14 protein-coding genes and 1 other annotated feature are annotated in these 11,993 nt (G+C 53.9%); of the genes, 5 read left to right on the top strand and 9 right to left on the bottom strand.

Annotated elements, in window-relative coordinates; all coding sequences use genetic code 11:
- Window positions 1-101: 101 nt before the first annotated feature.
- Both adk and NG42_RS10800 read right to left on the bottom strand, forming a co-directional pair.
- Window positions 102-746, bottom strand: coding sequence for an adenylate kinase (gene adk, locus NG42_RS10805; protein ID WP_052899319.1), 645 nt, complete (start codon window positions 744-746; stop codon window positions 102-104).
- Window positions 747-991: 245 nt separating this feature from the next.
- Window positions 992-1,609: a DUF6024 family protein gene (locus NG42_RS10800; protein WP_156322033.1), complete on the bottom strand. Its 618-nt coding sequence runs from the start codon at window positions 1,607-1,609 to the stop codon at window positions 992-994.
- Between the two features lie 268 nt (window positions 1,610-1,877).
- Here NG42_RS10800 and NG42_RS10795 point away from each other — a divergent pair, with 268 nt between their 5' ends.
- Complete coding sequence (locus NG42_RS10795; protein WP_052899318.1) at window positions 1,878-2,753, top strand: LysR substrate-binding domain-containing protein; 876 nt, start codon at window positions 1,878-1,880, stop codon at window positions 2,751-2,753.
- 86 nt (window positions 2,754-2,839) lie between these two features.
- On the opposite strand, the gene htpG is transcribed toward NG42_RS10795, so the two are convergent.
- The 6 genes from htpG to NG42_RS10765 all read right to left on the bottom strand — a co-directional run bounded on the left by htpG (window position 2,840) and on the right by NG42_RS10765 (window position 8,967).
- Complete coding sequence (gene htpG / locus NG42_RS10790) at window positions 2,840-4,714, bottom strand: molecular chaperone HtpG (protein WP_052899317.1); 1,875 nt, start codon at window positions 4,712-4,714, stop codon at window positions 2,840-2,842.
- A gap of 98 nt (window positions 4,715-4,812) precedes the next feature.
- Window positions 4,813-5,418 carry a recombination mediator RecR gene (gene recR / locus NG42_RS10785; RefSeq protein ID WP_052899316.1) on the bottom strand — a complete coding sequence of 202 codons (606 nt, stop codon included), beginning with the start codon at window positions 5,416-5,418 and terminating at the stop codon, window positions 4,813-4,815.
- On the bottom strand, window positions 5,418-5,747 hold the full coding sequence (locus NG42_RS10780; RefSeq protein WP_052899314.1) for a YbaB/EbfC family nucleoid-associated protein: 330 nt from the start codon (window positions 5,745-5,747) through the stop codon (window positions 5,418-5,420). Before NG42_RS10780 ends, recR begins: the two co-directional genes overlap by 1 nt.
- Before the next feature lie 54 nt (window positions 5,748-5,801).
- The gene (dnaX, locus tag NG42_RS10775; RefSeq protein ID WP_052899313.1) at window positions 5,802-7,736 is read right to left on the bottom strand and encodes a DNA polymerase III subunit gamma/tau; all 1,935 of its coding nucleotides are present in this window, start codon (window positions 7,734-7,736) and stop codon (window positions 5,802-5,804) included.
- Window positions 6,405-6,466, bottom strand: a sequence feature (DnaX frameshifting element). Its footprint overlaps the gene before it by 62 nt.
- A gap of 143 nt (window positions 7,737-7,879) precedes the next feature.
- The gene (gene apt / locus NG42_RS10770) at window positions 7,880-8,431 is read right to left on the bottom strand and encodes an adenine phosphoribosyltransferase (protein ID WP_052899312.1); all 552 of its coding nucleotides are present in this window, start codon (window positions 8,429-8,431) and stop codon (window positions 7,880-7,882) included.
- Between the two features lie 158 nt (window positions 8,432-8,589).
- A complete protein-coding gene (locus NG42_RS10765) occupies window positions 8,590-8,967 on the bottom strand; it encodes a DUF454 family protein (RefSeq protein WP_052899311.1) in 378 nt (125 codons plus the stop codon).
- Between the two features lie 57 nt (window positions 8,968-9,024).
- On the opposite strand from NG42_RS10765, the gene priC reads away from it, so the two are divergent.
- From priC to rsmS, 3 genes are read left to right on the top strand one after another with little or no spacing between them, the layout of a single operon-like run.
- Window positions 9,025-9,561, top strand: coding sequence for a primosomal replication protein PriC (gene priC, locus NG42_RS10760; RefSeq protein ID WP_052899310.1), 537 nt, complete (start codon window positions 9,025-9,027; stop codon window positions 9,559-9,561).
- Between the two features lie 36 nt (window positions 9,562-9,597).
- A complete protein-coding gene (locus NG42_RS10755; protein ID WP_052899308.1) occupies window positions 9,598-9,843 on the top strand; it encodes a GlsB/YeaQ/YmgE family stress response membrane protein in 246 nt (81 codons plus the stop codon).
- An 11-nt stretch (window positions 9,844-9,854) separates the two neighbouring features.
- The gene (rsmS, locus tag NG42_RS21985; protein WP_072133189.1) at window positions 9,855-10,001 is read left to right on the top strand and encodes a pleiotropic regulatory protein RsmS; all 147 of its coding nucleotides are present in this window, start codon (window positions 9,855-9,857) and stop codon (window positions 9,999-10,001) included.
- 1 nt (window position 10,002) lies between these two features.
- Here the strand turns inward: rsmS and acrR are convergent, their stop codons facing one another.
- A complete protein-coding gene (acrR, locus tag NG42_RS10750; protein WP_052899306.1) occupies window positions 10,003-10,650 on the bottom strand; it encodes a multidrug efflux transporter transcriptional repressor AcrR in 648 nt (215 codons plus the stop codon).
- Window positions 10,651-10,791: 141 nt separating this feature from the next.
- On the opposite strand from acrR, the gene NG42_RS10745 reads away from it, so the two are divergent.
- Complete coding sequence (locus NG42_RS10745; RefSeq protein WP_052899305.1) at window positions 10,792-11,988, top strand: efflux RND transporter periplasmic adaptor subunit; 1,197 nt, start codon at window positions 10,792-10,794, stop codon at window positions 11,986-11,988.
- The last annotated feature ends 5 nt before the right edge of the window (window positions 11,989-11,993 follow it).

Here is an 11,993-nt window from a genome sequence, read left to right as displayed (position 1 = left end):
AAAGGTGGGTATAAATGAAAACGAGAATGATTGTAGCTAAAAATTGCGGGGGATAAACCGATTGCTGCAAAAGGGCCAGGTGAAACCCGGCCCCAGAACGATTAACCGAGGATTTTTGCCAGCTCGGCGCTGACTTCAGACACTTTACGCGTGCCGTCAATTTTGTGGTAAGCGGTGTTACCGGCTGCCGCTTCTTTGCTGTAATAAGCAATCAGCGGAGCAGTCATCTGATGGTATTCCACCAGGCGTTTACGCACGGTCTCTTCCTGGTCATCTTTACGCGTGGTCAGCTCTTCGCCGGTTACGTCGTCTTTACCTTCTTCTTTCGGTGGATTGAAAGTAACGTGGTAAACGCGGCCTGATGGCGCGTGCACACGGCGGCCAACAATACGCTCAACGATCAGTTCGTCAGGTACGGCGAATTCCAGCACGTTATCCACTTTGATACCGGCGTCTTTCATGGCATCCGCTTGTGGAATGGTACGTGGGAAGCCATCGAGCAGAAAACCGTTACGGCAATCTTCCTGCGCAATTCGCTCTTTAACCAGCGCAATTACCAGCTCATCGGTCACCAGCTTGCCAGCATCCATAATCTCTTTGGCTTGTTTACCCAGCTCACTTTCAGCTTTTACAGCTGCACGTAACATATCACCGGTGGAGATTTGCGGAATACCGTATTTCTCCATAATGAACTGAGCCTGAGTACCTTTTCCTGCGCCCGGAGCGCCGAGCAGAATAATACGCATTGCGTAAATCCCCTTGCGAATCGCATTGATCTAACTAATAAGGCCAAGAACATACCACTAAGCCCCGGTATCCACAAGAAAACGGGCGGTTAAACGGCAGTAACAATAATGATCTTAATATGTAAAATGTATAATAATTTAAGTTTAATTACAGAAAGTTAGGCAAATTGTTCTCGGTAACATCTTGACGCTTTATCACGTTTACCGCCACTGCTTTTGTCCGTTTTATTAACCGGCGCATTCAGCTAAGCCAGATTATAGGGTTGCCAGTGGCTACTGTGGATTTTTCCCAATGCATCGGCCAGCGGCTTAGCGGGAACCGTTGAGGCTTCGAACAACCGCAATTCGCTGCGCATCAGGGTGCTGAATTCAGACGTGCGCAGCGCAATCATTGCCAACCCTGTCGACAACGAGGCGTGCAGATGCAACGGGGTGATAAAAATCGCGCTGTCGCGCACCAGCTCATCGTGCAGGGTGGTGGCAAAACTGTCGGAAGCATCAACTACCCCCTTCCCTTCACAGTCACGCAGGCTGTTGACCTGGCCGGTACGGGGATTTACATGCCTGATAACCGGTACCGTTCCCGGATCGCCAAGGCGGGCAGCATGGCGGTCCAGCAGTTCACTGGCTGGCAGCTGGCTGGCTTGTCGGGCCACACAGCGCGCCACTTCCTGCTTGTGAAACAGATGAGATAAAATCACCAGCCCGACAGCGACCGATTTCACAAAAAAGATATCGTGATTTTCCAGCTTATACAGCCGCGAAAGGCTCTGGCGCAGCTGATTGTGCAGCGTGTCAGCACGCTGCTCAGCCGGTTGGTCTGCAATTTTTTGCCGCAATGGAGAGAGCGAGGATGTATCCATTATTGATTAACTCTTGCCGGTAAAAAGCTGCTTCGCGACTGATTGCTGTGTGCAGTCGCGGAGAGAGTGTCTGGTTGTTATTTTTTTGCTGTAAGCCGTGCCTGAGAGCAGGCTACAGATTCCCTGGTGCTGGCGGACAAATTAACCGCCACGGCTTATTAGCGCGGTTTCTCGTTAACTTCCGTTGCCAAGAGTATGAAAATGCGGCTGGACTTTGAAATGATTTAAACAGACACTTCCTGTTAGTTTTTCTCACAGGTAGTGATTTATGGCGGACCTCCCCTCATTACGTGCGCTGCGTTATTTCCAGCAGGCAGCACTGCATAACAGCTTTAGCCTGGCGGCTCAGTCACTGAATGTGACTCACAGCGCGATCAGCCATCAGATCAAACAGCTGGAGGAGTGGCTGGGTAAACCATTGTTTGTTCGGGCTAATGGCCGGGTTTATCTGACGGCTGACGGTGAACGCCTGAAAGTTACCTGCACGCGCGCTTTTAGTGAAATTGAAACCACCTGTGAGAAAATATCCCAGCGCACCAGCAGCAGTCTGACGGTCTCCAGCGCCCCCAGTTTTCTTTCGCAGTGGCTGATCCCGCGCATCAGTCATTTCAGTCAGCAGCATCCCGATATCTCTCTGAACTTTCAGACGCATATGGATATCGATAAAGTGCGTAGCGATCAGACTGATGTGCTGATCCTCAGCCACGAGCAGACCTCGCACCATGATATCGCCGCCACGCTGATTACCGTCGATTATATTGGCCCGGTATGCTCAGCCGATTTTGACCGGCAGGTGAGTCACGATACCGATTTCACCACCCTGCCGCTGCTGCATGCCGAAACGAAACGGCATGCCTGGGCTGAGTGGGCGGAAAAAAGCGGCGCACGCGGTGATTTCTGGGCGGGCAGGTATTTCGACAATCTGACACTCGGCATTCAGGCGGCGCGCAATGGTTTAGGCCTGATGATCACGCCGCGGATTCTGGTAAAAAAAGAGCTGGAAGATGGCACACTGATTGCGCCAGTAGGATTTACGGCAATGGCGCGCGCCACCTGGATGATGGTGAAGCAGAGTCGGAAAGATGAACAGGAAATTGCTATTTTTCGCCGCTGGTTACTGGCTGAAGCGGCTGGCGGGGAGTAAAAAAGGCGGCCTTAGCCGCCCCTACAACAAACGGATGCCAGAAATAGTACAGGGGAGCTAACCTCGCCGCCCCTGTGACACCCGTATCAGGCAATCAGCAGCTGATTCATGCGGCGGATAAACTGGTTAGGATCGTCCAGCGTACCGCGTTCAGCGAACAACGCCTGATCCAACAGCAGCTCGATCCACTCGGCAAAATGTGTCTCGTCCTGCGTATCGGCAGCACGTTTTACCAGCGCGTGATCCGGGTTGATCTCAAACAGATACTTCACTTCCGGTACCGCCTGACCCGCCGCGGCAAACAGTTTCGCCATCTGGGTACTCATGTCGTTGGCTTCGGTGGTGACGATAGCCGGGGTATCGGTTAAGCGATGAGTTAAGCGCACTTCTTTCACGCGCTCGCCCAGCAGGGTTTTCACGCGCTCGATAAACGGTTCCAGCGCTTTTTCCGCTTCTTTCTGCTCGTCGCTCTCTTCATCAGCCAGCTTGCTTAATGAATCGTCCGCCTTGCTGACCGACTGGAAGGATTTACCATCAAATTCAGTCAGGTAGCTCATCATCCATTCGTCAATGCGGTCTGAAAGCAGCAGGACCTCAATACCTTTCTTACGGAACAGCTCAAGGTGCGGGCTGCTCTTCGCCGCCGCATAGCTGTCGGCAGTGATATAGTAAATTTTGTCCTGTCCTTCAACCATGCGGCTGACGTAATCTTCCAGCGCCACGGTCTGCGCAGAACCTTCACTACTGGTAGACGCAAAGCGCAGCAGTTTGGCGATAGTTTCGCCGTTACTGGTATCTTCTGCCGGGCCTTCTTTCAGTACCAGACCGAACTGCTGCCAGAACTGCTGATATTTTTCCGCATCGTCTTTCGCCATTTTCTCCAGCATCTGCAATGCACGCTTACTCAGTGCACTGCGCAGACTCTGGGTGATACGGCTGTCCTGCAGGATTTCACGGGATACGTTCAGCGGCAGATCATTGGAGTCGATCAGCCCGCGAACAAAGCGCAGGTAGTTCGGCATAAACTGCTCGGCGTCATCCATGATAAACACGCGCTGCACATACAGTTTCAGGCCGTGTTTATGATCGCGGTTCCACATATCCCATGGCGCCTGCGCCGGGATATACAGCAGGCTGGTGTACTCCTGCTTGCCCTCGACGCGGTTGTGGCTCCAGGCCGCCGGATCGGTAAAGTCATGGGCAATATGTTTGTAGAACTCTTTGTATTCGTCGTCGCTGACGTCGGACTTGTTGCGCGTCCATAACGCCTGCGCTTTGTTGATTTTTTCCCAGTGGGTGGTGTCGTCTTCTTCGTTATGCGACTCAATCTCGACCGGCAGAGCAATGTGGTCAGAGTATTTGCTGATAATGCCGCGCACGCGCCACGCATCGAGGAACTCATCTTCGCCTTCGCGCAGATGCAGGGTGATTTCGGTGCCGCGATCGGCTTTTTCGATATCGGCGATGGTGTAATCGCCTTCACCTTCTGACTCCCAGAAGACGCCTTCATCGGCAGCAGCACCGGCCGCGCGGGTGCGCACCGACACTTTATCCGCCACGATAAACGCCGAGTAGAAACCGACACCGAACTGACCAATCAGCTGGCTGTCTTTCGCCTGGTCGGAACCGAGCGATTCAAGGAAGGATTTGGTGCCAGACTTGGCAATCGTTCCCAGGTTTTCAATGACTTCATCACGACGCATCCCGATGCCGTTATCGCGCAGCGTAAGAGTGCGTTGTTCCTTGTCAACCGAAACCCGGACCCGCAGATCGCCATCACCTTCATACAGCTCAGAAGCAGAGAGCGCGCGGAAACGCAGCTTATCCGCCGCATCTGAGGCGTTGGAGATCAGCTCGCGCAGGAAGATTTCTTTGTTTGAATAGAGGGAGTGGATCATCAGGTGCAGAAGCTGTTTTACCTCTGACTGGAAGCCACGTGTCTCTTGTCCTTTCATGGTCATTGATACCTCAACAAATCAGGTTTATTGAATGTTGAAGAGGAGATGGGGATGAAATAAAACTTTTCAAGCAGGTACGAACGCGCCGTACCTGCAAATATTCAGAATTTAATCTTTTGACGTCCTGCCAGCGAGTGCGACAGGGTAGTACCATCGACCATTTCCAGTTCGCCGCCCATCGGTACACCGTGTGCGATACGGCTGGCATCCACACCATACTGCCCGCAAAGCTCAGCAATATAGTTGGCGGTCGCCTCACCTTCCACCGTCGGGTTGGTGGCGAGAATCACTTCCTGGATGGTTTCACGTTCCAGACGATGTTCAAGGCGATCCAGCCCGATATCATTGGGGCCGATACCGTCCAGCGGCGAAAGATGGCCCATCAGCACAAAGTAGCGACCGCCAAACTGGCCGGTTTGCTCAATGGCGTGAATATCGGCCGGGCTTTCCACCACGCAGATCTGGCCGTTCTGCTGACGTCGCGGATTGGCGCAAATGGTGCAAATGTCCTGCTCGGTAAATGTATGGCAATCCTTACAGTGACCGATTTCAGACATGGCACGGGTCAGCGCCTGCGCCAGCCGCATTCCGCCGCTGCGATCGCGCTGCAACAGCTGGAATGCCATGCGCTGCGCTGATTTAGGCCCGACACCGGGTAAACAGCGCAGCGACTCCATCAGTGATTCGAGGAGCGGGCTGGTTTGCATCAGAATGGCATCTTAAAGCCCGGCGGCAACTGCATTCCGCTGGAAACTGCTGCCATTTTCTCTTTCTGCGTTTCACCAATACGGCGCGCCGCGTCGTTGAATGCCGCAGCCACCAGATCTTCCAGCATGTCTTTGTCATCTTCCAGCAAGCTTGGATCGATTTCAACACGACGGCAGTTGTGCGCACCGTTAATGGTCACTTTGACCAGACCCGCACCGGATTCACCGGTCACTTCCATTGCAGCAATCTCTTCCTGCACCTGGGCCATTTTGTCCTGCATTTGCTGGGCCTGCTTCATCAGGTTGCCCAAACCGGCTTTACCAAACATAGTCTTCTCTCTCAGCTCAGGCCGCGTAATCGTCGGATACGCTTAGGCGGCGGTTCAAACGGGGCGAATACTCTCTTCATCCAGATCGGCATCAAAGAACCGACGCAGGGTCTGAATATGAGTATCCGCGATTATCGACTGGCGCGCCTGCGCCAGCTTTTCTTCATAAATCGCCTGTCGCCACTCCAGCGGCGTTAACACCGACGGATTATCATCTTCGACAATCGTCAGTTCAACCGTCTGGCCTGCCGCCAGGCTTAATGCTTCCGCCAGCACTTTTTGTGCCGATGGCGAATTCAGATGACGCTGTCCGGCACGTAAGTGTAAACAGATCCCCTGCTCAGTCTGTTCTTTCCATGCGTTTAATGCCAGCTGCTGCACTAATTTAGGTATCGCCATCGCCGCGATTTCTGCCGCCCAGGCATCACGCTGCTGCGACTCTTCCATCAGCCGGTTTGCCAGCTCCGGCGTTTTCTCGTGCTCTAACGCCGAGCGCAACGCTTTTGGTGTCGCAACCGGCTCCGGCTTCGCTTCAACCGGATTCAGTGCTTTCCAGCGGTACGCCTCTTTTTTTACCGTTGCGCCAGCCTCAGCGGCAGCAGCTTGCTGGCGCTTCTGACCTCGCTCGGTAACTGAAGCCAGCCGCTCCAGTGCCGAACTCGCCGGCCGCGCTCCAGGCGCCGCCGGCTCACTCTTTTTTACTTTGGTCGCTCCCTGCTGACGCATCAGTTGGGTGCGCGCCTGCAATAGCTGACTGGTGGCATCGGGTAAATTGCCCGGCGGCGCGCTGTCCGGCACGGTATGCGGGGCTGCCGGTTGTGACGGTGCGCTGGCCGGTACAGTTGGCTGTGGCTGAGCCTGCGGCGTCATCACCGGGCGGGATGCCGGTTCGGCAATCACCTGGCGTGGGTGAAACGCCAGGGCGCGCAGTAGCGTCATTTCGACGCCCATCCGGCGATCCGGTGCCAGCGCCAGCTCTTTACGCCCCATCAGCAAAGTCTGATAGTAAAGCTGCACGTCAGCAGGCGGCAGCACACGCGCCAGCTCGCGCAACCGCTGTTCAATTGCCGCCTGATCGTCGCCGATAGCCGACGGTAACAGCTGCACCATCGCAATGCGATGCAGCAGGCGCAGTATTTCTACCAGCAGCGCCTCCCACTCCACGCCGCGTGATGCCGCCTGGTTCAGCAGCGCCATCACTTGCTGACCATCGGCATCCACCAGCGCTTCAATCAGCGCCAGCGGCTGTTCATCATCCAGCGTGCCGAGCATCGTGTTAACTGTGTCGGTAATCACCTGCCCTTGCCCCATGGCGATGGCCTGGTCAGCGAGGCTGAGCGCATCTCGCATACTACCATCGGCGGCACGCGCCAGCAGCTGCAAGGCACGGTTTTCCGACGGAATCGCTTCCTGTTTCAGCACATGCTCCAGCTGGCCCCGAATTTGCTCAACATCTAACGCTTTCAGATGGAACTGCAAGCAGCGTGACAGGATGGTGACCGGCAGCTTCTGCGGATCGGTGGTGGCAAGCAGGAATTTGACGTGTGATGGCGGCTCTTCCAGCGTTTTCAGCAAGGCGTTGAAGCTGTGGCGCGACAGCATATGTACTTCGTCAATCAGGTAAACTTTAAAACGACCGCGCGCCGGCGCGTACTGGACGTTATCCAGCAGGTCGCGGGTGTCTTCGACTTTGGTACGTGAAGCCGCATCGATCTCGATCAGATCGACAAAGCGCCCCTGCTCAATTTCACGGCAGTTATCGCACTGGCCGCAGGGGGTGGCAGTAATGCCGGTTTCGCAGTTCAGTCCTTTCGCCAGCAGGCGCGCAATGGTGGTCTTTCCCACACCGCGGGTGCCGGAAAAAAGGTAAGCGTGATGAATGCGGCCAAGCGACAGGCCATTTGCCAGCGCTGTCAGGACATGCTCCTGACCGACAACATCAGTAAACGCTTGTGGACGCCACTTGCGGGCAAGTACCTGATAGCTCATTAATTCGCAGAATTTGTCAGTGAAACAGGGGTTAATGCTAACACAGCCGCACTTTTACAGCGAGGCTGAAGATAGTGGGTAGCGAATAGCCAAAATAATTCGAGCGGCAGCCAACGCATCTGCCGCTTGAAGTATGAAGAGTATTAATGACCGGGGAAGTTGACCAGACTATAGCAATCAACGCCCATCGCTTTCAGGCGTGCTTCACCGCTCAGGTCAAACAGATTGATTACAAAGGCGGCGTTTTTCACTTCACCACCGGCACGGCGGATCAGTTTCACCGTCGCTTCCAGGGTACCGCCGGTGGCCAACAGGTCATCCACCACCAATACCACATCACCTTCGCCAATCGCGTCGCAATGCAATTCGAGGCAGTCGGTGCCGTATTCCAGCTCATAGGTTTCGCTGAAGGTTTTGCGTGGCAGTTTGCCCGGTTTACGCACCGGTACGAAACCAACGCCCAGCCCCAGCGCGACAGGCGCACCGAACAGGAAACCACGCGCTTCGGTGCCAACCACTTTGGTGATGCCGGTATTGCGATAGCGATCAACTAACAGTTCAATGCAGGTGGCATACGCTTTCGGATCTTCCAGCAGGCTGGTTACGTCACGAAAGAGGATGCCCGGCTTTGGATAATCCGGGATGCTTTTGATACTGTCTTTAAGGAATTCAAGCTGCTGCGCAGTCGCGGTCATAATGTTATGCCTGGTAAAAACGAATCTGACTCGCGCAGCTCCGAACCTCTCTGGCAGTCTTATGCCGCAGAGAGAGATGTGGTCAAACAGGGGAGCCGCGCACGAAAACGTTCAAATCTAAGCAAAGTGCCGGATAATTGCAACCATCAACCGCTGAATCAGCGATTTTCTTGCTCTGAGGCAACAACTGGCAGGCGCAGCATGAAGATGATCAGTACGCAGAGCATCGTTGCCAGCAGAATGCGTAGCCACCACACTTTTACCAGCCACAATGAAACAGCAAAGGTGATGACAATAAACAGTATCGCCCGGACTTTCGCCTTCGGTGGCAAGGCGCGATGCTGCTGCCAGTGACGAATATAGCCGCCAAACCATGAACGATACAATAACCAGTGGTGAAAGCGCGGTGAAGAGCGCGCAAAGCACCAGGCCGCCAGTAAAATAAACGGCGTGGTCGGTAACAATGGTAAAATAATGCCAAGCGTGCCGAGCACAATTGCCAGCCAGCCAATAACCAGGAGTAAGATGCGCTGCATAGTGTGACCTGAATACGTCGAACTGCGACTACTTTACCACAGTGACCGGAATCTATAATGAAAAGCACCCTTTTACTGCAACAGCTGGATGCGCGCGTCGATCAGCTGGCCAGCAGCGTCTCGCCGCTGGCGGAACGCCGCACTCGCCGGGCGCGCTTTGACAATCAGCTGTTTCATTGTCAGAGCACCCGACTGGGCGACTATTTGCAGGAGGTGCGGGAGACTCTGGCACAATTAAAACAGTGCGTGGCCGGAGCCAATCCTGAGCGCCTCAGCTGGCTGGCGGAACGGGTGGTGCTGCAAATTGGCGCACTACAGCGTGAAGTTGCCACCCAGACGCTGCGCCGTCAGGAGGGCATGAAGCAAAGCCCGGCGGAAAAATTGCAGCAGAAACTCGCCGATCATCATGAGTTTGAGCGGCGTCTGCTGGCAATGCTGATGGAGCGCGAGCGCCAGCTGGGACAGCAGGAAACGCTGCTGCAACAGCAGAAAATGCAGCAAGAAATGGTGGCGCTGGAAGCGCGTTTACAACGCTGTCGCGCGGCGCTGAAAGAGATTGAGCGCGAGGTTGCTCAACGCGAACAGGGTTTTTAACTATAATCACAGCCTGGTGACATCGGGGGGATCGAAATGGGCATTGTCAGCTGGATTATTATCGGCCTGCTGGTCGGTTTTGTGGCACGTAAATTTTTTCCGGGCCGACCAGGAGGTTTAATTCCAACGCTGGTGCTGGCGATGATTGGTGGGTTAATTGGCGGCTATATCAGCAGCTACTTCAACTGGGGTTCGCTGACGCTGCTGCATCCGCGGGCGCTGTTATTCGCGCTGCTCGGTTCGCTGCTGATGTTACTGGTGGTCAAAAAGTTACGTCTATAACGGAGCCAAAGATGTCTTTAGAAAACGCCCCCGATGAAGTCAAACTGGCGGTCGATCTGATTATGCTACTGGAAGAGAATCAGGTGGCTCCACAGACGGTGCTGGCCGCGCTGGAAATTATCAGACGCGATTTCGAAAATAAGCTGACGCAGGCATAAATTATTCGCGGCTGACAGACTGGCGAAGCGAAGGGCTGCTGGTCAGCATTTCGATCAGGGTTTCCACTAACAATGGGGCGTCCGCCGCCAGATCGAAGCTTTCCGGCATAAACAGCCAGTTTTCCATAATTCCGCTGACGTAACCGCGAATAATCACCGCCGCACGTCGGGTATCCAGTTCCGCCGGCAGCTGTTGATGTTCAATGCAATCTTGCAGCGCTTCTTCAATTTTTTCGTAGCATTCCAGATATAAATTTTGCTGCACCATTTGCAGAGTTGTCATTTCACCGACAAACTCACATTTGTGGAAAATGATTTCCATAAGTGACCTTCTGCGCTGGTCACGTGCTGTGGCTTCAAACACATAGTTAAGCATTGCGCGCATAACGGAGAGTGGATCGCCTGGGTATTTTATTTGATACTCATGTTCTAAGTCCTCCATTCCGGACTCAGACTGCGCCCAAATCTCATTCAACAAGTCGGCTTTGTTTTTGAAATGCCAGTAAATTGCACCACGCGTCACCCCGGCAGCCTGAGCGATATGCGCCAGTGACGTTGCAGAGACACCATGTTCAGAGAACCGGGCAATTGCCGCATCAATGATTTGGCCCCGCGTTTCAAGGGCTTGTTCTTTGGTTTTTCGTGCCATAAGTGGGGTATTTACAAAAGGTTAGATTTACATACATTTGCGAATGTATGTAACATAGCACGACCATAATTTAAACGCAGCAATGGGTTTAACGGTTTGTGATCCATTGAACAATCGATATCGGACACTCGAGGTTTATTTATGAACAAATACAGAGGGTTAACGCCTCTGGCGGCCGTCCTGATGCTCTCAGGCAGCTTAGTGCTAACAGGATGTGATGAAAATAAATCCCAGGGAGCCGGCCAGCAACAAGCACCAGAAGTCGGCATTATCACCCTGAAAAGTGCGCCGTTGAAAATGACCACCGACCTGCCGGGAAGAACCTCTTCTTACCGCGTTGCGGAAGTGCGCCCACAGGTTTCGGGCATTATTTTGAAACGAAATTTCGTTGAGGGAAGTGATATTAAAGCAGGGGAATCCCTGTATCAGATCGATCCGGCGACCTATCAGGCGGCGTATGACAGCGCCAAAGGCGATCTCGCGCAGGCACAGGCGAACGCGCAAATCGCCGCTGTCACGGTGAAACGCTATAAGCCTCTGCTGGGCACCCAATATATCAGTCAGCAAGATTACGACCAGGCGATTGCAACCCAGAGCCAGACTGCTGCGGCCGTTCAGGCAGCTAAAGCCAATGTTGAAAGCGCGCGTATTAACCTCGCTTATACCAAAGTGACCTCACCGATTAGCGGACGAATTGGCAAATCTTCCGTCACCGAAGGTGCGCTGGTGCAGAGCGGTCAAACCACCGCGCTGGCAACCGTGCAGCAACTTGACCCGATCTATGTCGATGTGACGCAATCCAGCGAAGATTTCTTGCGCCTGCGTCAGGAGCTGGAATCCGGCAAACTGAAACAGAATGACGGCAAAGCCAGCGTCAAGCTGTTAACGCAAGATGGTAATACTTACGCTCAGGCGGGAACATTAGAATTCTCTGATGTGACGGTAGATGAGACCACCGGTTCAATTACCCTGCGTGCCGTGTTCCCTAACCCTGATCAAAAGCTGCTGCCAGGTATGTTTGTCCGTGCTCGTCTGGATGAAGGCACCAACCCGAACGCCCTGCTGGTTCCACAGCAAGGTGTGACGCGCACGCCAACCGGTGATGCCACCGCAATGGTTGTCGGTCAGGACAATAAAGTGGAAGTGCGCAAGCTGACCGCTGACCAGGCGATTGGTGATAAGTGGTTGGTTTCAGCGGGTCTGAAAGATGGCGATCGCGTGATTGTTACCGGTATTCAGCGTGCTAAACCTGGCGCTCAGGTGACTCCGCAGGAAGTGAGTGCAGACGACGCGAAGAAACAAGATTCTCAGCAGCAGTCTGAACCAACGAAGTCTTAAACAGG

Origin of the sequence: Winslowiella iniecta (assembly GCF_001267535.1) — a bacterium.
In the GTDB taxonomy this organism is placed as follows: Bacteria; Pseudomonadota; Gammaproteobacteria; order Enterobacterales; family Enterobacteriaceae; genus Erwinia; species Erwinia iniecta.
Note: the sequence above shows the minus strand (reverse complement) of the source record. Positions and strands in the feature narration are given on the sequence as shown.